General features: G+C 63.1%; 18 protein-coding genes and 2 pseudogenes. 4 read left to right on the top strand and 16 right to left on the bottom strand.

The window, feature by feature from the left end:
- Positions 1-84: 84 nt before the first annotated feature.
- The 10 genes and pseudogenes from ETW23_RS13805 to ETW23_RS13845 form a co-directional block, all read right to left on the bottom strand.
- Entirely contained in the window at positions 85-1,704 is a 1,620-nt protein-coding gene (locus ETW23_RS13805; RefSeq protein WP_134830326.1) for a methyltransferase regulatory domain-containing protein, read from the bottom strand.
- A 233-nt stretch (positions 1,705-1,937) separates the two neighbouring features.
- Positions 1,938-2,324, bottom strand: coding sequence for a hypothetical protein (locus tag ETW23_RS25405; RefSeq protein WP_205879901.1), 387 nt, complete (start codon positions 2,322-2,324; stop codon positions 1,938-1,940).
- A gap of 9 nt (positions 2,325-2,333) precedes the next feature.
- Positions 2,334-3,140, bottom strand: a complete 807-nt coding sequence (locus ETW23_RS13810) for a DUF4236 domain-containing protein (protein WP_205879902.1) — start codon at positions 3,138-3,140, stop codon at positions 2,334-2,336.
- 744 nt (positions 3,141-3,884) lie between these two features.
- Positions 3,885-4,840 (bottom strand): annotated as a pseudogene (locus tag ETW23_RS13815) (transposase); the annotation flags it as partial.
- Positions 4,841-5,308: 468 nt separating this feature from the next.
- Positions 5,309-5,722 carry a F0F1 ATP synthase subunit epsilon gene (locus tag ETW23_RS13820; RefSeq protein WP_129370172.1) on the bottom strand — a complete coding sequence of 138 codons (414 nt, stop codon included), beginning with the start codon at positions 5,720-5,722 and terminating at the stop codon, positions 5,309-5,311.
- Positions 5,723-5,777: 55 nt separating this feature from the next.
- On the bottom strand, positions 5,778-7,202 hold the full coding sequence (gene atpD / locus ETW23_RS13825) for a F0F1 ATP synthase subunit beta (protein ID WP_129370171.1): 1,425 nt from the start codon (positions 7,200-7,202) through the stop codon (positions 5,778-5,780).
- A gap of 21 nt (positions 7,203-7,223) precedes the next feature.
- Positions 7,224-8,105 (bottom strand): F0F1 ATP synthase subunit gamma, encoded by an 882-nt coding sequence (locus ETW23_RS13830; protein WP_129370170.1) that lies wholly within the window; start codon positions 8,103-8,105, stop codon positions 7,224-7,226.
- A 15-nt stretch (positions 8,106-8,120) separates the two neighbouring features.
- A complete protein-coding gene (gene atpA, locus ETW23_RS13835; protein ID WP_129370169.1) occupies positions 8,121-9,659 on the bottom strand; it encodes a F0F1 ATP synthase subunit alpha in 1,539 nt (512 codons plus the stop codon).
- On the bottom strand, positions 9,660-10,220 hold the full coding sequence (locus tag ETW23_RS13840; protein ID WP_129370168.1) for a F0F1 ATP synthase subunit delta: 561 nt from the start codon (positions 10,218-10,220) through the stop codon (positions 9,660-9,662). It abuts the gene before it with no gap.
- A gap of 394 nt (positions 10,221-10,614) precedes the next feature.
- Positions 10,615-11,361: a class I SAM-dependent methyltransferase gene (locus tag ETW23_RS13845; RefSeq protein ID WP_129370167.1), complete on the bottom strand. Its 747-nt coding sequence runs from the start codon at positions 11,359-11,361 to the stop codon at positions 10,615-10,617.
- 55 nt (positions 11,362-11,416) lie between these two features.
- On the opposite strand from ETW23_RS13845, the gene gloB reads away from it, so the two are divergent.
- The 3 genes from gloB to ETW23_RS13860 all read left to right on the top strand — a co-directional run bounded on the left by gloB (position 11,417) and on the right by ETW23_RS13860 (position 15,681).
- On the top strand, positions 11,417-12,190 hold the full coding sequence (gene gloB, locus ETW23_RS13850) for a hydroxyacylglutathione hydrolase (protein ID WP_134830327.1): 774 nt from the start codon (positions 11,417-11,419) through the stop codon (positions 12,188-12,190).
- A gap of 177 nt (positions 12,191-12,367) precedes the next feature.
- The gene (gene clpA / locus ETW23_RS13855; RefSeq protein ID WP_134830328.1) at positions 12,368-14,692 is read left to right on the top strand and encodes an ATP-dependent Clp protease ATP-binding subunit ClpA; all 2,325 of its coding nucleotides are present in this window, start codon (positions 12,368-12,370) and stop codon (positions 14,690-14,692) included.
- Positions 14,692-15,681: a M23 family metallopeptidase gene (locus ETW23_RS13860; protein ID WP_134831325.1), complete on the top strand. Its 990-nt coding sequence runs from the start codon at positions 14,692-14,694 to the stop codon at positions 15,679-15,681. The genes clpA and ETW23_RS13860 overlap by 1 nt, the downstream gene beginning before the upstream one ends.
- A gap of 401 nt (positions 15,682-16,082) precedes the next feature.
- Here the strand turns inward: ETW23_RS13860 and ETW23_RS13865 are convergent, their stop codons facing one another.
- The 3 genes from ETW23_RS13865 to ETW23_RS13875 all read right to left on the bottom strand — a co-directional run bounded on the left by ETW23_RS13865 (position 16,083) and on the right by ETW23_RS13875 (position 19,726).
- Positions 16,083-17,924, bottom strand: a complete 1,842-nt coding sequence (locus ETW23_RS13865) for a peptidoglycan -binding protein (protein ID WP_134830329.1) — start codon at positions 17,922-17,924, stop codon at positions 16,083-16,085.
- Positions 17,925-17,927: 3 nt separating this feature from the next.
- Positions 17,928-19,118: a biopolymer transporter ExbB gene (locus tag ETW23_RS13870; RefSeq protein ID WP_129370162.1), complete on the bottom strand. Its 1,191-nt coding sequence runs from the start codon at positions 19,116-19,118 to the stop codon at positions 17,928-17,930.
- 77 nt (positions 19,119-19,195) lie between these two features.
- Positions 19,196-19,726 (bottom strand): gamma-glutamylcyclotransferase, encoded by a 531-nt coding sequence (locus ETW23_RS13875; RefSeq protein WP_129370161.1) that lies wholly within the window; start codon positions 19,724-19,726, stop codon positions 19,196-19,198.
- A 67-nt stretch (positions 19,727-19,793) separates the two neighbouring features.
- Between ETW23_RS13875 and ETW23_RS13880 the strand changes: the two genes are divergently transcribed.
- The gene (locus ETW23_RS13880) at positions 19,794-20,792 is read left to right on the top strand and encodes a DUF2125 domain-containing protein (RefSeq protein WP_134830330.1); all 999 of its coding nucleotides are present in this window, start codon (positions 19,794-19,796) and stop codon (positions 20,790-20,792) included.
- Positions 20,793-20,952: 160 nt separating this feature from the next.
- Here ETW23_RS13880 and ETW23_RS13885 read toward each other — a convergent pair whose 3' ends face one another.
- The 3 genes and pseudogenes from ETW23_RS13885 to hisC all read right to left on the bottom strand — a co-directional run bounded on the left by ETW23_RS13885 (position 20,953) and on the right by hisC (position 23,784).
- Positions 20,953-21,774, bottom strand: coding sequence for an extensin family protein (locus ETW23_RS13885; protein ID WP_254695022.1), 822 nt, complete (start codon positions 21,772-21,774; stop codon positions 20,953-20,955).
- On the bottom strand, positions 21,771-22,703 hold the full coding sequence (locus ETW23_RS13890; protein WP_134830331.1) for a prephenate/arogenate dehydrogenase family protein: 933 nt from the start codon (positions 22,701-22,703) through the stop codon (positions 21,771-21,773). The genes ETW23_RS13885 and ETW23_RS13890 overlap by 4 nt, the downstream gene beginning before the upstream one ends.
- A pseudogene (gene hisC / locus ETW23_RS13895) lies at positions 22,700-23,784 on the bottom strand (histidinol-phosphate transaminase). The gene ETW23_RS13890 and the pseudogene hisC overlap by 4 nt, the downstream one beginning before the upstream one ends.
- Positions 23,785-23,824: the final 40 nt, after the last annotated feature.

Consider the following 23,824-nt stretch of genomic DNA (forward strand, 5'->3'; position numbering starts at 1 on the left):
AAATTGCTAATGCGGCGGCACATGAGAGCGGTTTTCCAAGCTGCCGGCGCGTCCCGGCCGCCCGCCCCGCCGAATGCGGCGGGATCACGCCGCAGTGCCCTGTGCCAAGGCCCCCGTCTGGTCCTTCCCGGAGCCCGTCCCGGTGTCCTGCCCGGCGTCCTCCAGCGTCACGCCCAGGCTTTCGAACAGCGGCAGGCGGCGGGCCGCGAAATTGCCTGCCCTGGCTCCTAGAAGGGCGAGGTTCTCTTCCTCGGTTTCCAGCACCCGGCCCTCGTGCTGCAGCCGCTGCCCCTGCGGCGCCAGGATGCGCCAGGCAAGGGCTGCCCAGCCGGCGGGTGTCTCGTGGCCTTCGCTGCGGGCCAGCAGAAACAGCTGTTCGAACCGGTCCGCCTCCACCCCGCCGCCGGTGACAGGCGAGGCCAGGAAGCGCAGGGTATCGCTGTCCTCGGCCCGCTTGCAGACCGCCAGATTGAAGGCACGGCAAGCAGCAGCCCGTTGTGCCAGCCCCTCCTGCGGCAGACAGGGGGTGATGCAGCCGGTGCCGGCAAGTGTCGTCAGCATCCGGGCGATGCTGCCCCAGTCCATTGCGCCGAACACCCCGTTATCCAGCAGGCTGCGCACTGTTGATGGCCCCTCGGCCAGAGCTTTCAGCACAGGCGCGTACTGCTCCTGCTCCAGAGGCACCTCCCTGCCCCGGTGGTGGAATTTCAAGGTCCCGCCGCTATAGGGACGGGTCAGAGCAAAAGGGGTCGCAAACCAGGCGCCGATTTCGCCCCGCGGGGTATGGGACAGCTTGCCCTTCACAAAAATATCGGTTCGGAAATGCTCGTTCAGCAGGACATCGCGAAGGCCTTCGCGGCGGCCGGGGTCCCCCTCGCTGTTCAGCAGGGTCTGCTGCTGCGGCGTGAAGCGGATGCAGTCCAGATTGTCCAGCGGATGCACGGAGCCTGCAAAATCCAGCTTGGCTCCGGCCAGTTCGCCTGCCAGATCCTCGAAATAGAACGGGGTCCAGTCCTTGTTGAAATACTCATGCGCCAGATAGTTGGCCGGCATCGATTTCATATGATCCAGACGCTTGGCTGCAGCCGGGTTCTTGCCGAAATACGCCGCACCCGCTGCGCCCAGCTGATGCGCAAAGGCCATTGCATCGCCGATCCGGTCTGTCAGCGGCCCGCTGCCCTGCTCTGCCCGGCCGGCAAGTAGGCGGCGCAGCGGCATGGTCGCAGCCCAGCCGGGCTGTGCATTATAGCTGACATAGACCAGGCCGCCCGGCCGCAGCCGCTGCGAAATGAACCGGGTGATATGCTGGCGGTTCTCCGCGGAGACCCAGCTGAAGACACCGTGCAGGGCGATGATGTCAAAAACCTCCGGCAGGCCCGGCGCGGTGTCGAAATCCTCAAAGGAGCGTTCGTGGAAATGCATGTTGTCCAGAACCGCTTCCTGCGCCAGCTCTCTGGCGCCGGCGATATGCGACGGGCTGAAGTCCATCGCGTGGAATTCAATATGCGGGTTGGCCGCCGCCAGCAGATTGGCTGAAAATCCCTGGCCGCAGCCGAGTTCGCAATAGGTGATGCCGTCGCCGTCCAGAGCGTGCCGGTGGCCCTGGCTCATCGCGCCAAAGCCCAGCAAGGCGGGCGTCAGCTGGCTGTGGAAATCATGGGTATAGTCGATGCCGGCCACATAGCCGGAGGTCCAATCGGTCACGGGGAATCCTGCTGGTTAGGAATATGTCATGCAGGGCAATTTCGGGAAATTTGATGAGAATTGAGTTAATGGAAGGCAAGTCGGGACCTCTTCACGCGAAGGTGAGCGCCTGTGCGATGAATTCATGCACCGGCGGCGCGACCTGTGTTGAAGCCCCTAGTATTCGCTGCGGTTTGGGTAAAAGTCGCTGTGAGCCCATTTTGCCAGGTGCTGTGAGCAAAGCGAAGGTCCGTTTACGTTTCATCGGCCTCAGCAAGAGCTTCCTTGTAGGCTTGCACAGCTTCTACAAAGGCAAGTGCGGCCTTGTCATTTGACACCATGTATTCCTCAGTCACTCCCGTATGCGATCGAAATGCAATCTGACCATACAGGCAGATTGGGATTTGGTAATTCTCCTTGAAGCGTCGGTCAGGAGAGCCGTCCTTGTTCGTCTTCGCCCAAGTGTGGCCGACCACTTCCGCGTCGTTTGGCACACCCTCTGTCTCGTGGAACCGCACCCCTTCAATGTCGATCTTCAATTCTCGAATGTCGATGAGGGCAAATACCCCGTCCGCCCGAGGAATGACCGCGATACCGGGGTAGATCAGTATGTCGTCGCCATTGATGTTCTCGAAGCGCATTGCACGCCCCTAGAACTGGATCAGGTCGGTTGAACTGAAAACGAAGGTGACCGGATGCCTGTCGACAGTGCGGTTGGCTAGCGATCGCTCGACAAACTGGTTCGTGGACCTGTCGGCAGTCACGTCCCATTTCTTGCTGCCCAGCTTGAGGGCGTCGAACGCCCGAACCATGGACGAGTAAGCGCGTTGCGCCGCGTCCCCGGCCTCGAACGTCACGGCGATCTTGGTGTTGTCTTCCCAGTTCGCCAGCCTCACGACCTCGGCTTGTGTGACAGGCAGCACCGCTTCCAGCTCTGCAATTCGCTTCTTGTAGAACCAACGGAACAAGCTTGTTTTGCGGCGGTTCAGTTCACCTTGCTGCTTGGCCTCCTCATCGCGTGCCTCCTTCAAGTCAGACTTGACCTGCGACTTCTGTTCGCGCGCTTTTGCTATCAGGTCGCGCAAAGGGATCAGCGAAGTGCTGGTCAGCACTTCGACCGAAGCGCTGGCAATTTCGTTCATCCCCGCTTGGGGCATGTATACCTTTGCCGATGCCGGGATATTACCAGCCGCAGGACTCCCCGCAGGTGGAGGGGGGAGGCCGTCTGCCTCAGGCGCGGGTAAAGGGGCCGGTGCGTGAGGTCGCTTCCCGGCAGGCACGACTAGGGTGCTGTAGGACAGGCCGGTGCCGGGCGCACCCACCGTGGTGCGGACGCCCTGCCAACCGATGTTAACGGATGCACCGGGTACGCCAATGCTTGTACTGATACCACGCTTGCCAATGTTGATCCGAACGCCGGGAAAAAGAGTGAATGTCTGCCTGAAGCGAAGTGTCATTCTGCCATTCCTGAGATTCTCATTGCAACTTAACCGCGTATGCAATTTGGTGCGATAACCCATCGCATGAATCTTTGTGGTAAGTGAAGTAGCGAATAGCGGATGTCCGAACAGCCTGCAGAGAAAGCCCAATTTGTCCGCGGTTTTTCGATGCGGGCCGCGGTGCATCAGTGGCGTTCGTGTGCGACCCGGCCCGCGTTGAATAACCTGCCCGCGGGGAACTTGTCGGCGCCTATGGGGAAGGGAATCTGCGGGTGATTGCGATGGCCGGTTCTGAGCGTCAGCCAGGCAGGAAGCGCCGGTTGGGGGCGGTTATCCAGCGGGCTGTGTTCGCGCGTTCCGGGTGCCGTCGGAGCCGTTGACCGGGTGATTGCGGGCCAACCGCAGGACCGGCGTACCGGGGGCGTTCCGGAGCACGAATTGGAACCGGGGCAGTCTTTGCGGCATGGACGGGCGTTTCGTCATGCGGCCTGCTCTCCGGGTGGCGCACGGCTCATCGGTTTTTACCCGCGCCGGAAGATTTCCACGATGCGCATCGGGCCGCCGCATCAGGGGCACGGCTTGCGCAGGGTGAGCGGAACGGTCTCAGCAGTCTCCTGCGTTACCCGTTCGGCCGGCATCTGCACAAGCAAGCAGCGGATGGGGCGGTGGTGGCCTTGCGGGTGGCGCCGGCCAGCGGGCCGTAGTGCGGATGCGGTGAAAGCCGTCCGTTGCCCGGCAGGGCATGCCTGCATGCCCGAGAGGGGGCAGGACGTGCAGCAGGAACCGGCGGATGAACTCGCCGGTCTTGAGCCGCATCACCTTCATCTGGTCGCCGCGCTTAGTCCGGTAATCCTTCCAACGGAACGCAACGGCCCGGGCGTCTGCGCTGACAAGGCGCTGGTTCGATATCGCCACGCGGTGGGTGTACCGGCTGAGATAGGCGAGGACAGCCTCAGGCCCGCCGAAGGGCGGTTTGGCGTCGTGTCGAAGACGCGCCTCCGGCACGCAGACGACCCATTCGGTTTTGCGGAGCGGAGCGAGGCAGGCGGCGAAGGCCGCGGGGCGGCCAGTCCTTCCAGATCACCGAAGAACTGAAGCTGCCCTGCCTTGTGCAATGCCGACAGCCCTTCCAGGAAGAGGCGCCGGAACAGGCAGGCCAGGACACGCACGGGCAGAAGGAAACCAGGGCGGCAGGCGATCCAGCGTGTAGCGTCAGGTGACAGGCCGCCGTCCCATAGCCCGGCAGGCGATTGCGCAGCAATCCGCCGAGAGGGGCACGATCATGTGGACATGCGGGTGGCGGGTCAGCGCCGAACCCCAAGTATGGAGTGCAGTGGTCATGCCCACACGGGCGCCTAGGTGCCGGGGACCGGCGGCGATGACCGTCACGGTCTCGGCTGACGCTCGGTACATCAGGCCTTAGACCGCCTTCTTGTTCCAGTAGGCGATCCGTGCGATGTCCGCTTGCCGGGTGAAAACCACGTGGAAAGACTCCACCGGCAGCAGGTCATCGGCCTGCGCCGCCATCCAGTCCCGCGCCGCGGGCCCTGGCACTTCGGGCAGTGCCCCTTCCCGGCAGATGTAGCACCGCCAAATCGCCTGCCGGTCAATGGTATCTTGCAGGAATTGTACGCGACGTGCCGGTGGCCGCATTTGGCGCAGGCTGCCACATGCCCGCCGAGCGCCTCGGTCCGGCAGGCTTCGATCGCCGACTTCATGTGAAGTTGGCAGGCGCGCAGATCGTCCGGCGTCGCGGTGTCCGGCGACCGTCCACGAAACGCTTCGAAGTCCTTAATTGCCCGGAAGCGCGACTTCCGAGATTTGTCACGCAGCCCCTTGATCCGCATGTCCTCGATCATCCGCGCGCAGCGGCGTTGTTCACTCCTCCGCCATGGGAACCTCCTGTCTTTTGATTGAGAGGTCTCAATCAAAAGACAGCCGCGCCCATTCCCAAATGCACTGGGGTCAGATCAATGCCAAACGCCGGCCATAGGCGTCAATGCCGCGCGAGCGGCTTCGCCCAAGTCCCGCTGATCGGACAGTGGAACAAACCAATCTTCAATGAGGGCTAATGCCCAACCGGCGTGCGATTTCCCACTGCAGGCAACCCTTTTCAAATAGCATTCTCCCAAAAAACCGGCCCCCAATAGGAGCCGGTTTCAAAATCGTCCAATCCGCGGGTTGGATCAGAGGGACATATGGGTGCCCAGGGCTTCCATATCGGCGAGCAGCTTGGCTGCGTCCTCGACCAGCCCGTGCGGCTGGTCTTCCTCTTTTGCGGTCTTGTACATCTCGCGGGCGTCTTCAATCAGCGCGGCCATCTGATCGCGGGTCATTTCCGCCATCGGAATCGCGCGCTCGGCCAGAACCGACAGGCTGTCGCCGCCGATTTCCGCAAAGCCGCCGGTCACCACATACTCCGAATTGCCTTCCGGGCTTTCGACCTTCAGCACGCCGGGGCGCAGGGTGGTGATGGTGGGCGCATGGGCGGGCATTGCCGTCATGTCGCCTTCCGCACCGGGGATCTGGACCGCGCTGGCCTGCAGCGAAGCAAGGCTCCGCTCGGGGCTCACGAGGTCGAATTGCATCGTTTGTGCCATTGGGGCCTCCTTTCAGGGTTCCCCTGCACGGGCTGCGCGCAGGGGAGTTCCAGTCTTAGGCGGCTTCCGCAGCCATCTTCTCGGCTTTGGCGATCACTTCGTCGATGCCGCCAACCATGTAGAAGGCGCCTTCGGGCAGGTGGTCGTATTCGCCGGCCACAACAGCCTTGAACGACGAGATGGTGTCTTCCAGCTGAACCTGAACGCCGTCAGAGCCGGTGAAGACTTTTGCCACGTCGAACGGCTGCGAGAGGAAACGCTGGATCTTACGCGCACGCGCAACGGTCAGCTTGTCCTCTTCCGACAGTTCGTCCATGCCGAGGATCGCGATGATGTCCTGCAGCGACTTGTAGCGCTGGAGGATCTGCTGAACGTCGGACGCCACTTTGTAGTGCTCTTCGCCAACGATCTGCGGGTCCATCAGGCGCGACGAGGAGTCGAGCGGGTCCACAGCGGGGTAGATGCCGAGCTCGGAGATCGCACGGTTGAGAACGGTGGTCGCGTCCAGGTGGGCAAAGGTGGTTGCCGGTGCCGGGTCGGTAAGGTCATCCGCAGGCACGTAGACCGCCTGGATCGAGGTGATCGAACCGTTCTTGGTGGAGGTGATGCGTTCCTGCATCGCGCCCATGTCGGTCGCCAGCGTCGGCTGGTAGCCCACAGCGGACGGGATACGGCCCAACAGTGCGGACACTTCCGAACCCGCCTGAGTGAAGCGGAAGATGTTGTCCACGAAGAACAGAACGTCGGTGCCGGACTGGTCGCGGAACTGTTCGGCCAGGGTCAGGCCGGTCAGCGCAACACGGGCACGGGCTCCCGGAGGTTCGTTCATCTGACCGTAGACCAGAGCAACCTGCGATTCTTCCAGGTTGTCCGGCTTGATCACATTGGATTCGATCATTTCCCAGTACAGGTCGTTGCCTTCACGGGTCCGCTCGCCAACACCGGCGAACACGGAATAGCCCGAGTGCACTTTGGCGATGTTGTTGATCAGTTCCATGATCAGAACGGTCTTGCCCACGCCGGCGCCGCCGAACAGGCCGATCTTGCCGCCTTTGGAGTAAGGCGCCAGCAGGTCGATAACCTTGATGCCGGTTACCAGAACTTCCGACTCGGTCGACTGTTCGTTGAACTCGGGTGCGGGCTGGTGGATGGCGCGGGTCTCGGTTGCGTTCACCGGGCCCTTTTCGTCCACGGGCTCGCCCACAACGTTCAGGATGCGGCCCAGGGTGGCGTTGCCGACCGGGATCGAGATCGGTGCGCCGGTGTCGGTTACTTCGCGGCCGCGGACCAGACCTTCGGTCGCGTCCATTGCGATGCAGCGGACGGTGTTTTCGCCGAGGTGCTGGGATACTTCCAGAACCAGGGTCTTACCGTCGTTTTCAGTGTTCAGGGCGTTCAGAATTGCGGGCAGGTGGTCGTCAAACTGGACGTCCACAACGGCGCCGATGATCTGGGTCACCTTACCTTTTGCTTGTGCCATTTGTTGGTCTCCGGTTGTCTCTTAGAGCGCCTCAGCGCCCGAAATGATTTCAATCAGCTCGTTGGTGATCACGGCCTGGCGCGAGCGGTTGTACTGGATCGTCAGCTTGTCGATCATGTCGCCCGCGTTGCGGGTGGCGTTGTCCATCGCGCTCATCCGGGCACCCTGTTCGGATGCACCGTTTTCCAGCAGTGCCGAGAAGATCTGCGTAGCCACGCCGCGCGGCAGCAGGTCCGCAAGGATCTGCTCTTCGCCGGGCTCGTAGTCATAAACCGCAGATGCGCCATCGGCGTCGCCTTCGCCGCCCTCGTAAGAGGCCGGGATGATCTGCTGGGCGGTCGGGATCTGGGTCACAACGTTGACGAACTCCGCAAAGTAGATCGTGGCAACGTCGAATTCGCCAGCATCGAACCGGGTCAGGATGTCCTTGGCGACGCCCTGCGCATTGGCATAGCCGATGCGTTTGACTTCGCTGAGGTCCACATGGCCGACGAAGTCACCGCCCAGGTCGCGTTTCAGGGCGTCACGGCCCTTTTTGCCGACGGTCAGTACTTTGACCGTCTTGCCCGCAGCCTTCAGCTCGGCCGCTTTTTGGCGGGCAAGCTTGGCGATGTTCGAGTTGAAGCCGCCGCACAGACCGCGCTCGGCGGTCATGACGACAAGCAGATGGGTCTGGTCGCTGCCGGTGCCGCGAAGCAGCTTGGGAGCTGACTCGCTGCCGCCGACCGAGGCCGCCAGCCCTGCCATCACGGCATTGAACCGCTTGGTATAGGGACGGGAGTCCTCGGCAGCTTCCTGGGCGCGGCGAAGTTTCGCCGCGGCCACCATCTGCATGGCTTTTGTGATCTTGCGGGTCGATTTGACCGACGCGATCCTGGTTTTAAGGTCCTTAAGGTTCGGCATAGCCTTATCCTCCCCTTAAGCGAAGCTAGCGGCGAACTCGTCCAGCGCAGCCTTTACCTTGTCCGCCAGCTCGTCCTTCACCTTACGATCGTTGTTGGTGATGTCCGCCAGCAGGTCGGCATGTTTGCCGCGCAGGTGGCTGAGCAGGCCTTCCTCGTAGCGGCCAACGTCCTTGACGTCGACTTTGTCGAGGTAGCCGTTGGTGCCGGCAAAGATCACGCAGACGATTTCGGCGTTGGTCAGCGGCGAATACTGGGCCTGCTTCATCAGCTCGGTCAAACGGGCACCACGGGCCAGCAGCTGCTGGGTGGCGGCGTCCAGGTCGGAGCCGAACTGCGCGAAGGCAGCCATTTCGCGGTACTGGGCCAGCGACAGTTTCACCGGGCCGGCAACCGAGGACATCGCCTTGGTCTGGGCCGAGGAGCCAACGCGCGAAACCGACAGACCGGTGTTCACGGCGGGGCGGATGCCCTGGTAAAACAGTTCGGTTTCCAGAAAGATCTGACCGTCGGTGATCGAGATCACGTTGGTCGGAATAAACGCCGACACGTCGCCGCCCTGGGTTTCAATGATCGGCAGCGCGGTCAGCGAGCCGGCACCGAAGTCTTCGTTCAGCTTGGCCGAACGCTCCAGCAGGCGGGAGTGCAGATAGAAAACGTCGCCCGGATAGGCTTCACGGCCCGGCGGACGGCGCAGCAGCAGCGACATCTGGCGGTAAGCAACAGCCTGTTTGGACAGGTCATCATAGATGATCAGCGCGTGGCGGCCGTTGTCGCGGAAGAATTCCGCCATTGCGGTTGCGGCATAGGGTGCCAGGAACTGCAGCGGCGCCGGGTCGGATGCGGTTGCAGCCACAACGATGGAGTATTCCATCGCGCCGGTTTCTTCCAGCTTCTTCACCAGCTGGGCCACGGTGGAGCGCTTCTGGCCAACCGCGACGTAAACGCAGTACAGCTTCTTGCTCTCATCATCGCCGGCGGCGTCGTTGTAGGATTTCTGGTTCAGGATCGCATCCAGAGCCACGGCGGTTTTACCGGTCTGACGGTCGCCGATGATCAGCTCACGCTGGCCGCGGCCGATCGGGATCATCGCGTCAACGGATTTGAGGCCGGTCGCCATCGGCTCATGCACCGATTTACGCGGGATAATGCCCGGCGCCTTCACATCCGCAACACCGCGGGTCACGTCTTCGATCGGGCCCTTGCCGTCCAGCGGGTTGCCAAGGCCGTCCACAACGCGGCCCAGCAGGCCGTTGCCGATCGGCACGTCCACGATGGAGTTGGTGCGCTTGACGGTGTCGCCTTCTTTAATGTCGCGGTCGGAGCCGAAGATCACGATACCGACGTTGTCGCTTTCCAGGTTCAGCGCCATGCCCATGATGCCGCCGGGGAATTCGACCATTTCACCGGCCTGAACATTGTCGAGGCCGTAAACGCGGGCAATACCGTCACCGACGGACAGCACGCGGCCGATTTCAGCCACTTCTGCTTCTTGACCAAAATTCTTGATCTGGTCTTTCAGGATCGCAGAAATCTCTGCTGCTTGGATACCCATTTATCCGACCTCTTTCATTGCATTCTGTAGGGAGTTGAGCTTGGAGCGGATCGAGCTGTCGATCATCTTCGAGCCCACTTTAACGACAAGTCCGCCGATGATGGAGGCATCGACGGAAGCATTGATGGTAACTTTCTTGCCCACGCGCTCGGCCAGGGTCTTGGCCAGCTTTTCGCTTTGGGTCTTGGTCAGCGCCTTGGCAGACACCACCTCGGCGGTGATTTCGCCGCGGGCTTCAGCCAGGCGGGCGCGCAGCGCGTCGATCAGCGCGGGCACCACAAACAGACGGCGCTTGTCGGCCATCAGAGCCAGGGTATTGCGCAGGACGGGATCCAGGCCCATCTTGTCAGCCACCGCAGTGATTGCGGCGCCCTGCTCGTCGCGCGACACCAGCGGCGACTGGATCAGGCTGTTGAGGTCGTCGCTGTCAGCCAGCGCGGCTGCCAGGTCATTGATGCTGGTTTCAAGGCTGTCGAGCGCCTTGTTTTCTTGTGCGATGTCGAACACCGCCGTGGCATAGCGCGCGGCAATGCCTGCAGAAATCGAAGCTGGTTCGGACACGTCCACCCTTCCGATATGTTATTGGCCCCGGTTGGCGTACCCGGCCACAGGCGGCGTCCGGGGGCGTGAGTCATCCCCCATTGGCAGCGGGGCGTTGAAATCAGCGTGGGTCTAGCAGAGCGGATGCGACCTATCAACTGCCTAAACGGCAACTCGAAGAAGCATGTTTACAGCGTTTTCAACGACTTAAGGCAAGTGCGGCCCTTTGACCACAGTCGAGAAATAAAAAAGTGCGGCTGAACTGCAGGATTTGGCGATTCCGGAAAGCGGCATTTGCGGCCGATTTCGTCACATATCGGACCAGAACCCGTCTTTTCAGCGCCCCCGGGCGCCGAACCCGCAGTTTCAGGGAATCGAAATCAGCCATAGACGGGCCGGATCAGCCCCGGGCGCGTCAGGCCGGTTCCGGCATCGGGTTGGACAGACCTTCGAGCACCCGGATCCGGCTGCGGACCTTGGTGCCGACCATGTGGCCGCGCTGTGTGTGGGTCTGCTTGCTGACCTCGACCATGAACACGCCGCCGGCCAGCATCGCAGGCAGTTTGCGGCCCATTTTTTCCAGCATCGCGCCGGATTTCAGCCAGAACCGTTTGTGGCTGGGCAGCCGGTACAGCGCCGCGGTGTGCTGTTCGATGGCGAACTGGTGCTCGCGCAGCTGACCTTCAAGCTGGCGCAGAGTGTAGGGGCGGCCAAAGCCGAACGGGGTCAGATCCGACCGCGCCCAAAGCCCGGCCCGGTTTGGAACGACGAAAATGGCCCGCCCGCCGGGACCCAGCACCCGCCAGCATTCTTCCAGCAGCTTTGTTGGCCGCTCCGATGTCTCCAGACCATGCATCACTACCAGCCGGTCGATCCTGCCAGTGTCGACGGGCCAGCTGGTCTCCTCGCACAGGACCGAGACATTGGGCAGCCCCGCGGGCCATTGCATCACCCCCTGCGGCCCCGGCATCAGCGCCATCACCCGGCGCGCCTCCGGCAGATAGGGACGCAGCAGCGGCGCGGCAAAACCGAAGCCCGCCACCGTCAGCCCTTCGGTGCCTGGCCAGATATCCAGCAGACGGCCGCGGATCGACGCCTGCGCCGCACGCCCCAGGGTGCTGCGGTAATAGAAGTTCCTGAGATCCTGAACATCAAGATGCATTGCGGGTGCCTGCTGCTTCGGCCAATCTGGGCGCAGTTTAGCAATGTAAAGGCGAATGACCATGCCTCTTGAGATCATCACCCTGCCGTGCCTGTCGGACAACTATGCCTTTTTGATCCGCAATCCTGCATCAGGCGAGACCGCGCTGGTGGATGCGCCCGAAGCAGACGCCATCAAGGCGGCGCTGTCGGCGCGCGGCTGGGGGCTGGACTGGATCCTGCTGACCCATCACCACTGGGACCATATCGACGGTGTAGCCGACCTGCAGGAAGCCTATGGCGCCAAGGTGATCGGCGCTGCAGCCGACGCCCACCGGCTGCCGGATCTGGATATGGCTGTTGAGGACGGCGGCAGCTTCACCCTGCTGGGCGAAGAGGTGCAGGTGATGGATGTCTCGGGCCACACCGTTGGCCATATTGCCTTTTATCTGCCCGGTTCAAATGCCGTGTTCACCGCTGACAGCCTGATGGCGCTGGGGTGCGGGCGGCTGTTCGAGGGCAGCCCGCAGCAGATGTGGGCCAGCCTGTCGCGGCTTGCCGCGCTGCCGCCGCACACTATCGTTTATTCAGGACATGAATACACCCAGTCCAACGGTGCCTTTGCAGTCACCGCCGATCCCGGCAACCCGGCGTTGCAGGCGCGTATACGTGATATCGCAAAGGCCCGGAACAACGGCATGCCTACGGTTCCGTCATCCTTGCAGCTGGAACTTGACACCAATCCGTTCCTGCGCGCCGGTGACAGTGCCGTGAGAGCGCACCTTCACATGGAAGATGCTGAAGACGCTGAGGTTTTTGCCGAAATCCGCCGGCGCAAAGACAGTTTTTGACCAAATCAAGGGTATCGGGGCGCAACAGGGAGAAAATAATTGTGACCCCAAAATGAAGAAAAGCCCTTGAAGCTGGCGCGCTATCAACCAAACTCTAACCTTATAAGCACATGGTTGAACTGCGGGGTTGGTTAATACCGCCCCATCCGGCCAACCCAAGATCAGAGGAGCACGCCCGTGCCTTCATTCTCGAGCACCCTGGAACAGGCCATTCACGCAGCGCTGGCGCTGGCGAATGAACGCCGTCATGAATTCGCAACCCTGGAACATCTGCTTCTGGCCCTGATCGACGAGCCCGACGCGGCCCGTGTGATGCGCGCCTGCAGTGTCGATCTGACCGAATTGCGATCCTCGCTGGTGGAATTCGTGGATGAGGATCTTGCCAATCTGGTCACCGACATCGACGGATCCGAAGCGGTGCCGACCGCCGCCTTCCAGCGGGTCATTCAACGGGCCGCAATCCATGTGCAAAGCTCAGGCCGCACCGAAGTGACAGGCGCCAATGTGCTGGTGGCGATCTTTGCTGAACGCGAAAGCGATGCGGCATACTTCCTGCAGGACCAGGAAATGACCCGCTATGACGCGGTGAACTTTATCGCCCATGGCGTGGCCAAGGACCCGGCCTTTGGGGAACCCCGCCCGGTCACCGGCGCAACCGAGCAGGAAGAAGACAGCATCACGGCCGCGCCTGAGGGCGAAAAGAAGGAAAGCGCGCTGGCGAAATACTGCGTCGACCTGAATGCGAAATCCCGCGACGGCGACATCGACCCGCTGATCGGCCGCGACCACGAGGTGGAGCGCTGCATCCAGGTGCTGTGCCGCCGCCGCAAGAACAACCCGCTGCTCGTGGGCGACCCCGGCGTTGGCAAAACGGCAATTGCCGAGGGGCTTGCGCGCAGGATCGTGTCCGGTGAAACCCCGGAAATTCTGGCGCAGACCACCATTTATTCGCTCGACATGGGCGCGCTGCTGGCCGGGACCCGCTACCGCGGTGATTTTGAGGAACGTCTGAAAGCCGTGGTCACCGAGCTGGAAGACCACCCGGACGCGGTGCTGTTCATCGACGAAATCCACACCGTGATCGGGGCCGGCGCGACCTCTGGCGGCGCCATGGATGCCTCCAACCTGCTGAAACCGGCGCTGCAAGGCGGCAAGCTGCGCACCATGGGCTCCACGACCTACAAGGAGTTCCGCCAGCATTTCGAGAAGGACCGCGCGCTGGCCCGCCGGTTCCAGAAAATCGACGTGAACGAGCCGACGGTGGAAGATTCCATTGAGATCCTGAAGGGGCTGAAGCCTTATTTCGAGGAGCATCACGGCATCAAGTTCACCGGCGATGCAATCAAGACCGCGGTGGAGCTGTCGGCGCGCTATATCAATGACCGCAAGCTGCCGGACAAGGCCATCGACGTCATTGACGAGGCCGGCGCCGCGCAGCATCTGATCATCGAGAGCAAGCGCCGCAAGACCATCGGCGTCAAAGAGATCGAGGCCGTGGTTGCCAAGATCGCCCGCATCCCGCCGAAAAGCGTGTCGAAAGACGATGCCGAAGTGCTGAAAGACTTGGAGAAATCGCTGAAACGCGTGGTCTTTGGCCAGGACGATGCCATTACTGCCCTGTCCAGTGCGATCAAACTGGCCCGTGCAGGCCTGCGGGAGCCGGAAAAACCCATTGGCAACTACCTGTTTGCAGGCCCCACCGGCGTCGGCAAGACCGAGGTGGCCAAACAGCTGGCGGATACGCTTGGGGTGGAACTGCTGCGGTTTGACATGTCCGAATACATGGAGAAACACGCAGTCTCCCGCCTGATCGGCGCGCCTCCGGGCTATGTCGGCTTTGACCAGGGCGGCCTGTTGACCGATGGCGTCGACCAGCACCCGCACTGCGTGCTGCTGCTTGACGAGATGGAAAAGGCGCATCCGGATGTCTATAACATCCTGCTGCAGGTGATGGACAACGGTCAGCTGACCGACCACAACGGCCGCACGGTGAATTTCCGCAACGTGGTGCTGATCATGACCTCCAACGCCGGCGCGTCGGAACAGGCAAAGGCCGCTATCGGCTTTGGCCGCGACCGCCGCGAGGGCGAAGACACCGCCGCAATCGAGCGCACCTTCACACCGGAATTCCGCAACCGCCTGGATGCGGTGATTTCCTTCGCACCGCTCGGCAAAGAAGTGATCCTGCAGGTGGTCGAGAAATTCGTGCTGCAGCTGGAAGCCCAGCTGATGGACCGCAATGTTTCGATTGAGCTGACCCGCAAGGCGGCGGAATGGCTGGCCGACAAGGGCTATGACGACCGGATGGGCGCACGTCCTCTGGGCCGGGTGATCCAGGAGCACATCAAAAAACCGCTGGCCGAGGAGCTGCTGTTCGGCAAGCTGACCAAAGGCGGTATCGTCAAGGTCGGTATCAAGGACGGTAAACTGGAACTGCGCCTGGAAGGGCCAAGCAAGCCGCGGATATCCGGTGACAAGCCGCCGCTGCTGACAGCAGATTGATGCGCCTTGCCGCGCTGATAACCGCAATATCGCTCGCCGCGCCTGCCGCGGCGGGCGATTTTCTTTTGCAGTTCCCGCTGGACTGCACCTTGGGCGGCACCTGCCACATTCAGCAGTTCGTCGACCACGATCCAGGCCCCGGTGCCACGGATTTCACCTGCGGCACGCTGAGTTATGATGGCCACAAGGGAACGGATATCGCCCTGCCCTACTTGTCGGACATGCAGGCCGGCGTCGCGGTGCGTGCCGCGGCAGGCGGTGTTGTCCTTGGAACCCGCAACGGCATGGCGGACCAATATGCCACCGATGACAATGCCGCAGAGATTGACGGTAAGGAATGCGGCAACGGGGTGGTCCTGCGCCACGGCAACGGGTGGGAAACCCAGTACTGCCACATGAAGCGCGGTTCGCTCCGGGTGGAAAGCGGCATGAAGGTCAAGCCCGGCGATATCCTGGGCGAGGCCGGGCTTTCCGGCAAGACCCAGTTCCCGCATCTGCATTTGTCTGTGCGCAAGGATGGCGCGGTGGTGGATCCTTTTGCGCCGGAAAGCCTTGAAAGCTGCGGCACCCCCGCCGGTAAGACACTCTGGGCGGATCCGCCGGCCTATCAGGCGGGCGGTGTGCTGGGGGCCGGTTTCAGCACGGCGATCCCTGAATACAGTGCGATCAAGGCGGGCACCGCGGACGCCGCACCGCTGGCTGCAGATGCACCTGCGTTTGTTTTTTGGGCCTACGCGTTTGGCGGTCTGGCAGGCGACCAGCTTGAGCTGATGGTGAAAGGCCCCGGCGGCGAACTTCTCTCCCACAGCGAAGGGCTGAACAAAAATCAGGCCCAGTTTTTCCGCGCTGCCGGCCGCCGCCTGCGCGGCGGGCAATGGCCGGAGGGCACCTATACCGGCACGGCCCGCCTGTTGCGGGACGGCCGGCAGGTTGACAGTTTTACCCGCAGCATGGTGATCGCACCGCCGGAAGACCCCGCCTCCCAGTAGCCGGCCCCACAGTTTTCCGCTTCAAAGTGACCGGGTTCAAAGTATCAGGCCTTACCAGATACGCGGCGGCAGCGGCCGGGGCGCAAGCCCTGGCCGCTGCCGGGCCCAACGGGCACGGTTGCCCTTGGGCGGCCAGTGCCGGGCGGGAGGCCTCGCCTGCGGATCCTGCGACTGCATCTGTGCTGCATTTTCCGGTGCCAGGATTTGATAACTCCCGAATTTGCAATAGATTTAAGGAGGCCCTGCTGCCCGGCGGGGCCGCAACCCGTGCGTAACTAGTTGCTTGTCTCCATTAGTGAAGCGGGTTGCACCCTGCAGGCCACCGAAGGCCCGGCAAAACGCGCAGCTTACCGGATGCCCCCGGCGCAGCACATACTCCTCCTCCTCAACTGCGTTTTCGCCTATTTTTCAGTGAACTTCAGCTCAATCCGCCGGTTCTGGGCGCGCGCTTCGGCAGTGTCCGCCGGATTCACCGGCTGATATTCTCCAAACCCATTGGCCGCCAGCCGCGACGGCGGCACCCCAAGCGCCTCGACCATATAACGCACCACCGAAAGCGCCCGGCCCTGGCTAAGCTCCCAATTGTCAGTGAATTTCGGATGTCCCAGCAACGGCGAAGTGTCGGTATGGCCATCCACCCGGATAACCCAGTTAATCTCCTGCGGGATCGCTGCCACGACGCTTTGCAGAATTGAAACCACCTTGGCAATTTCGACCCGCCCCGCAGGTGAAAGAGTGGCGCTGCCCGGTGCAAACAGCACTTCGGAGGCAAAGACGAAGCGGTCGCCCTGGATGCGCACACCCTCTTGGGTGCCCAGCAAATCCCGCAACCGGCCAAAGAATTCCGAACGGTAACGTTCCAGATCCTGCGCCTTGCTGGCGAGGGCCGCGGCTTCGGCTTCCAGCCGCTTGCGCTCCTGCTCTTCCAGCAGCCGCCGCTTGCGCTCTTCCGAAGCGGCACGGGCCAGTGCTGCGTTCAGATCCTGGCCCAGGTTCTGCAACTGCACCTGCTGGGCGGCATCCCGGCCCTGGTAGACGTCCAGAATGGCCTGCAGGCCGCCCAGCTGTTCACGCAGGGCCGCCACCTGCTGGTTCAGCAGCGCGGTTTCACGGCGGGCCTCTTCGGAAATGGCCTGTTCCTCAGACAAGGCCGAACGCGCCTGCGCCAATAGGGCTGCGCGTTCTTCGGCCAGGCTCAATTGCTCAGTGGCGCTGCCTTCTGCGCTCTGCTGTGCGGTGACAGCCGCAAGCAGCCGCTGACGCAGAACGTCCAGCTCCCCGGCTTGGATCTCTGCAGCAGCCAAAGCGGCCTTGGCTTCGGCCAGTTCTGCCGCCAGCTTCCCGGCCTCCGCATCAGATCCGGCGCGGGCGGCCTCCAGTTCAGACAGTTGCACGTCCAGCTGTGTCCTGGCAGTTTCAGCGGCGGCCAGCAGGGTCAGCGTATCCTCCGCCTCCTGGCGTTGCGCCTCCAAGGCCAATGTCATTGCTGTGAGTTCGGCGTCGGCATTCTGCAGCCTGTCCCGCAGGGCTTCGGCGGCGGCGGCCTCAACCAGACGGGCGGCTTCTTCATCGCCCAGCTGATCCTGCAATTCGGAAATCCGGGTTGTTTGCTCGCTGCCCTCGGCCTCAAGGCTGGCGATCAGTGCTTCCATCGCCTCGCGCTGTGCCGCCGCCAGCCGGGCGGCCTCCGCCTGCAGATCAATCTCGCCGCGGGCTTGCGACAGGGCCAGGTTCAGGGCCTCTTGTTCGCTCAACAATTCCGCGCGCGCGGCCTCCAGGTCTGCGCGTTCGGCGCTCAGATCCGCGACCCGCGTCCGGGCGGCATCGCGGCTGGCGATCAGGGCCGCCACCTGTGCCTCAAAACTGGTGATCCGGCTGGCGGCCGCGGCCAGTTCACCTGCCTGCCGGTCACGGTCCGCAGTCAGGGAGGTGATCAGGCTGCGCGCCTGATCCAGATCCTGTTCAGCAGTATTGAGGGTTGACGTCAGCGCCCCAAGCCGGGCGTTCAACTGGCTGTTCTCACGCTCCTCCAGACCCAGGGCCGAGGCCAGCGCGCTCACCTCCGCAGACAGCTCATCCAGCTGGCTTTCCTGGCCGGTAATCGTCTCGCGCAGGACAAATTGCACCACCATAAAGATGGTCAGAACAAACATCAGCACCAAGAGAAGCCCGGTCATCGCATCGACAAACCCCGGCCAGATCGAGGCTTGGAATCGCTGCCCTGTGCGCCGGGAAAGGGCCATCGGTTAATCCCCCGCGTCCCGGCCCGCACCACCGCCGCGGGACAAGCCGCGCGGACGGGCGAAGGCCCTGACCAACAGGTCGATGTCCTTACGCAGCTCGCTCAGGCTTTCCTGGCGGCCGGCCGAGATTTCCTCGAGGATGCGCAGCATCTGCACGTCGATCGAGCGCAGCCGCATCCGGCTTTCGGCGTCGATACCGCCCTGTTCGCTATGGGCGCGCAGGATCTCGGTCAGGGCTTCCTGCCCGACGGCCACCCGGTCCAATGCTGCGGTGACTGTGCCGGTCTGCTCCTGGCGGCGGTTCATCTCCTGAATGGTTTCCACCAGATCGCCCAGCTTTTGATCCACCGCTGCGCGGCCTTCGGAGGTTTCGGCAAACATCGCCTGCAGCGCGTCCATCTGCTCGGCCATGTTGTCGAGCACTTGGGAGACGACACCGCTGTCGCCGGCGCCGTCCTCGCCGGAGGAGAAGCTGACCCGGGTGATCGAAGACAGCCATTCCTCCAGCTCACGGTAGAACCGGTTCTGGCCGTGGCCCGCGAACAGTTCCAGCAGGCCGACGATCAGCGAGCCAGCCAGTCCCAGGAGCGAGGAGGCAAAGGCGACACCCATGCCGCCCAGCTGCGCCTCCAGTCCGGTCATCAGGCGATTGAAGACAGACAGCCCCTCTTCGCCTTCCTGCGGAGCCAGGCTGCGGATGGTATCGACCACGGCAGGAACCGTAGTAGCGAGACCATAGAAGGTGCCCAAAAGGCCAAGGAAAATCAGCAGGTTGACGATATACCGGGTAATTTCCCGGTCTTCATCGATGCGGTTGGCGACAGAGTCCAGAATGGACTGTGTCGAGGCCGATCCCAGCTGCATCCGCGCCCCGCGCGAGCGCAGCAGCGAAGCCAAGGGCGCCAGCATTGACGGCGTCCGGCGCTCATCCGAAGTATCGCCGAATGCAAAGCGTTCAATCCAGCGCACCGAGCCGATAAGCTGCACCACCTGCCAGAAACAGGCCAGCACCCCGATCACAAAGACAAAGACGATAAAGCCGTTCAGCCAAGGGTTGGCCTCGAACACCGGCAGCACCCGCGGCAAGGCGACAAAGGCGCCAAAACCGGACAATCCCAGTGCGATCAGCATCATGATGATCTGCCGCACCGGCTGGGAAAACTGCGGCCGGGTTTTGCGGTCTGGCTGCGCCATATTGGTTGGCTCCTGACACGTTGACTGCTCTTATTTGGTTCGCAGCCTATAAGCAAAGTGTCAAAAGCGCCAAGGCTTTATGCGGTGATGTCCCGCACCCGGCCCGCCAGCCAGTCCAAGTCGCTGTCATGCAGGCCGATCTCCGCCAGATGCTCAGCAGTGTTATAGAGGTATTCGGTGTTGGGACCGCGCCCGCCCACCGCATGGGCAATCATCTGCGCCTGTTTTTCGAGGCTCAGACCGCCGCAATACTGCACATGGTGCGGGTCGATCACATAGGTGACGGCGGTGACAAGGCTGCCGTCCGCCAGTTCCACTTCCAGATCACGCTCCAAGTAGGCCGAGGAGATCAGCTCGCGCTCGCGCAGCTCTGCCAGGGTCTGCTCCTCGTGACCGGCTTCGACCGACAGCGCCAGCCCTTTGCAGTTGGCCCCTTCGGTTTCGTCCAGCGCCAGCACCAGGCCGGGATGATCCTCAGTGCCGCGGTGGTGGATCGAGGTCATGCAGAACGACCGCGCATAGCCATGCAGCACCGCCACCTCGCGGCGGGCCACCGGGAAGCCGGGGTTCCAAAGAAGCGATCCGTATCCGAAAACCCACATAGTCATGTTGTCTGGCCCTTTCTGCTCCCCCTCTATAAACAGCAATCCTGATCCGGACAAAAGAGGCTAACCGATGCGCCTGGCAAAACTGCTGATTGCCGCCCTGATGGTGTGGAGCCTGTATTGGGCGGCGGCGGCCTGGGGGCTGCGCAGCGGCATCGCGGCCTGGTTTGCCGAGCAAGAGCGGCGGGGCTGGCAGGCTGAGTTTTCTGCACTTGAAACCAGCGGCTACCCTATCCGCCATTTAACCAGGATCAGCCGCCCGGCGCTGGCTGATCCTGGCACCGGCACCGCCTGGCGGGCAGACTGGCTGGACCTGGCAAGCCCTGCTGTCTGGCCGGGCAAGCTGGACCTGCACTTCCCGGCCTCGGCCCAGCGGCTGTCCTATTTCGACCGGACCGCGGTGATCACGGCCCAGGGCCTGCAAGCCAGCCTGCATCTGGCGCCGGGTGCGGCGCTGGAAATGGAGGAACTGGCGCTGATCTCGGCCCCGTGGCAGATCGCCCGAAGCGGAGAGGCGGTGCTGAGCGGCGCGTCACTGGACCTGCGCATGGTGCAGTCGGACAGGCCTGCGATCTACCGGATTACGGCAGAAGCCCCTGATTTCGCCCCCCGCGCCGCCTGGCGGCGGCTGCTGGCGGCCAGCTCGGCGCTGCCGGAACGGTTTGACACGCTGGCATTGGACCTGACGGTTGAGTTTGACGCGCCCTGGGACCGGGCCGCACTGGAACAGCGGCGGCCGCAGCCGCGCCGGATCGATCTGAAACTGGCCGAGGCCCGCTGGGGCGATCTGCGGCTGAAGGCCGCCGGGACGCTGGCAGTGGACGCGCAGGGTCTGCCGGAGGGCGGGATTGCGCTGCAGGCGGAAAACTGGCGCGGGCTGGTGCTGATGGCGGAACGCAGCGGCGCGCTGCCTCCCAGCCTGCGCAGCTCTGTCGAGCGCGTGCTGAGCCTCCTGGCAGAAACAAGCGGCAACCCGCGGAACCTGGACATCACGCTGGGCTTTTCCGGCGGCTATGTGACACTTGGCCCCCTGCCCCTGGGCCGCGCCCCGCGGCTGATTATCCGCTGACCGCGGATCCGCCTGTCACGAACCACCCCGCTGGCCAATTACAGGCAAAGGAAAAACCAGCCCCTGAGGCGTTTCTCAGCATGAATTTTTTGCGCGCGCAGCGCGCCCGGCCCAAGGTTGCAATGTGCCCCTGGGCACTTTCAGGCGCGGGAGCACACCGCTAGCGGCAATACGACCCGCCGCGGTGGCGCGCTACATCGAGGTGGAAATGGTCGCGGTGATAGCGGTCGGCCTCTGGCCCCAGAACGGTGCCGAAGGGTCCGCAGGCTGCGCGCCAGATTTTTTTCAGCGCCTTGCGGGTCTTGCGGTTCTGCCAGCCTTTCAGCACCGTCACCGTCTCGCCGCTGGCCAGGGTGAAACCGGAGATATCGATGGCCCGTCCTTTGCCATGTTCCGATATCTTTGCACCGGGACGGTTGTTGCGGGTGCGGCACGCATAATGCGCGGCAACGCGCAGGGAGACCACCTTGTTTCGGCGACCGAAGGCGGTTTCGACCTCGCGGTTGATCCATGTCTTCAGCGCGCGGGCGGTGTTGCAGGTCATCAGCGAGGCCTGGCTGAGGCGCACCCCGGCAATTTCGCGTACCCGCACCGCATCCTTGGCGCCGCAGCCGGGCAGCGTGCCCGAGACGTGGCCGACACTATCGCCCTGGATATCAATATCGCCGCAGACCGACCCCTTGCGCCGCTTGCGGCGCTTGAACAGCACCTGCTCTGCCAGGCTGTCCGGCCGTGCAAAGGGCAGCAGCGATGATGCCGGCCCCAGCAGCGGCAGATCTGCGGGGCGGGCTGCTGCCGCCAGGATCTGTTCCGATTGCGGGCGCGAAACCGGGCGTAATTCCCGCGAATTGACTATGCCAGCCGCCTCTAAGCCCGCATCAGCCTGCGGGCGCGCAGGCGGCGCAAGCGAGGTATCCGGAGCAGCGGCCAGCGCGGCACCGCCAAGCATCGTTGCCAGCAGCAAGGCGCCCGCGCGGATCACTTCTTTTGCCCCCGGCCAAAGTCCGGCGCATCGGTGTCCTGGCCGGCCTCGATGATGCCGCGGCGGATCGCGCGGGTGCGGGTGAAGTAATCGTGCAGATGGTCGCCGTCGCCGGTGCGGATGGCGCGCTGCAGGGCAAACAGCTCCTCGGTGAAGCGGCCCAGGATTTCCAGCGTGGCGTCCTTGTTGGTCAGGAACACATCGCGCCACATGGTCGGATCCGAGGCGGCAATCCGGGTGAAGTCGCGAAAACCAGCGGCGGAATACTTGATCACCTCGCTGTCGGTCACCCGGCGCAGGTCGTCGGCGACGCCGACCATCGTATAGGCAATCAGATGCGGTGTATGCGAGGTGACGGCCAGCACCAGGTCGTGGTGGTCGGCGTCCATCTCATCAACATTGGCGCCCATGCCTTCCCACAGGGCCCGCAGGCGGGCGGTGGCTGCGGGATCGGTGCCCTCAACCGGGACCAGCAGCGACCAGCGGTTGTCGAACAGCTCAGCAAAACCGGATTCCGGGCCGGAATGTTCAGTCCCGGCCAGCGGGTGGGCGGGCACGAAATGCACACCTTGGGGGATATGGGGCAGCACGGCGTCGATCACGTGGCGTTTGACCGAGCCCACGTCCGACACCGTGGCGCCGGGTTTCAGCAGCGGGGCGATGTCTTCCATCACCGGACCCATGGCGCCAACCGGCACGCAGAGCACCACCAGGTCAGCTTCTTTCACGGCCTCCTGCGCGCTGTCGCAAACCCGGTCGCACAGGCCGATCCTGCGGGCGGTTGCGCGGGTCTCGAGGCTGCGGGCATAGCCGGTGACCTCGCCCGCCAGCCCTGCGCGTTTCATCGCCCAGAACATTGAAGACGCAATCAGGCCCAACCCGATCAGCGCGACGCGGCCATAGACCTGCCCGTTATTCCGGCTGCTCATGCCTGCGCCTCTTTGAATGCTTTCACCCCTTGCGCCACCCGGCGGCAGGCGTCTTCGTTGCCGATGGTGATGCGCAATGCGTTCGGCAGGTTGTATCCCGCCACCCGGCGCACGATCAGCCCCTGCGATTGCAGATAACTGTCACAGGCCTCAGCTTCGGCCTGGCTGGCAAAGCGGGCCAGGATGAAATTGGTGCTGGAGACGTCCGAGGGCACGCCGAGTTCAGCGAGGGCATTTGCCAGCCAAGAGCGCCATTTGGCGTTCGCGGTCCGGCAGTTGTCCACGTAGTCCGCATCCCGCACCGAGGCCTCGGCCCGGCCAGCGCTGTGCTGGAGACGTTGAACGGGCCACGCACCCGGTTCAGCACGCCGACGATCTCCCGCGGGCCATAGCCCCAGCCGATCCGCGCACCGCCCAGACCGTAGATCTTGGAGAAAGTGCGCGTCATGAAGACGTTGCTGCGCGCGTTGGCAATGGCAGCCCCGGCATCGAAGCCTTCGACATATTCGGCATAGGCCCCGTCCAGCACCAAGATGGCCCCCGCCGGGATGCCATCGGCCAGCCGGGCCACTTCCCCTTCGCTGATCATGGTGCCGGTGGGGTTGTTCGGATTCGCAATGAAGACCAGCCTGGTCCGGTCGGTGCAGCCCGCCAGCAGAGCGTCCACATCGGTGACCCGCTCGCGTTCTTTTACCTCCACCGGCGTCGCACCGGCGGCCAATGCGCTGATGCGGTACATGGCAAAGCCGTGTTCGGTGTACAGCACCTCATCGCCCGGGCCGGCATAGGCCTGGCACAGGAAGGCAATGATCTCGTCGCTGCCGGCGCCGCAGATGATCTGCTCCGGCTCCAGCCCGTGAACCTCGCCGATCGCCTGCCGCAGCGCCGCATGGTCCGAACTGGGATAGCGGTGCATATCGGCCGCCGCATCCTGCATCGCCTGAATTGCGCGCGGGCTGGGGCCAAGAGGGTTTTCGTTCGAGGAGAGCTTCACAACGTTGCTCACCCCATTCACATGAGCAGCCCCGCCCTGATAAAGAGCGATGTCCATGATACCGGGCTGCGGCGTGAGTTGAGTCATAATACGGGCTCCTTAATTCCTGCCCGTTCTAGCGGCCCAA

The organism is Leisingera sp. NJS201 (assembly GCF_004535885.1).
Taxonomy (GTDB): Bacteria; Pseudomonadota; Alphaproteobacteria; order Rhodobacterales; family Rhodobacteraceae; genus Leisingera.

Bases quoted from the DNA above. Each gene is read 5' to 3' on its own strand.
- ETW23_RS13875 (WP_129370161.1), bottom strand. From the start codon at position 19,726: ATGACTATGTGGGTTTTCGGATACGGATCGCTTCTTTGGAACCCCGGC.
- ETW23_RS13820 (WP_129370172.1), bottom strand. From the start codon at position 5,722: ATGGCACAAACGATGCAATTCGACCTCGTGAGCCCCGAGCGGAGCCTT.
- atpA (WP_129370169.1), bottom strand. From the start codon at position 9,659: ATGGGTATCCAAGCAGCAGAGATTTCTGCGATCCTGAAAGACCAGATC.
- ETW23_RS13880 (WP_134830330.1), top strand. From the start codon at position 19,794: ATGCGCCTGGCAAAACTGCTGATTGCCGCCCTGATGGTGTGGAGCCTG.
- ETW23_RS13890 (WP_134830331.1), bottom strand. From the start codon at position 22,703: ATGAGCAGCCGGAATAACGGGCAGGTCTATGGCCGCGTCGCGCTGATC.
- atpD (WP_129370171.1), bottom strand. From the start codon at position 7,202: ATGGCACAAGCAAAAGGTAAGGTGACCCAGATCATCGGCGCCGTTGTG.
- ETW23_RS25405 (WP_205879901.1), bottom strand. From the start codon at position 2,324: ATGCGCTTCGAGAACATCAATGGCGACGACATACTGATCTACCCCGGT.
- ETW23_RS13865 (WP_134830329.1), bottom strand. From the start codon at position 17,924: ATGGCCCTTTCCCGGCGCACAGGGCAGCGATTCCAAGCCTCGATCTGG.
- ETW23_RS13870 (WP_129370162.1), bottom strand. From the start codon at position 19,118: ATGGCGCAGCCAGACCGCAAAACCCGGCCGCAGTTTTCCCAGCCGGTG.
- ETW23_RS13845 (WP_129370167.1), bottom strand. From the start codon at position 11,361: ATGCATCTTGATGTTCAGGATCTCAGGAACTTCTATTACCGCAGCACC.
- ETW23_RS13810 (WP_205879902.1), bottom strand. From the start codon at position 3,140: ATGACACTTCGCTTCAGGCAGACATTCACTCTTTTTCCCGGCGTTCGG.
- ETW23_RS13830 (WP_129370170.1), bottom strand. From the start codon at position 8,105: ATGCCGAACCTTAAGGACCTTAAAACCAGGATCGCGTCGGTCAAATCG.
- ETW23_RS13860 (WP_134831325.1), top strand. From the start codon at position 14,692: ATGCGCCTTGCCGCGCTGATAACCGCAATATCGCTCGCCGCGCCTGCC.
- gloB (WP_134830327.1), top strand. From the start codon at position 11,417: ATGACCATGCCTCTTGAGATCATCACCCTGCCGTGCCTGTCGGACAAC.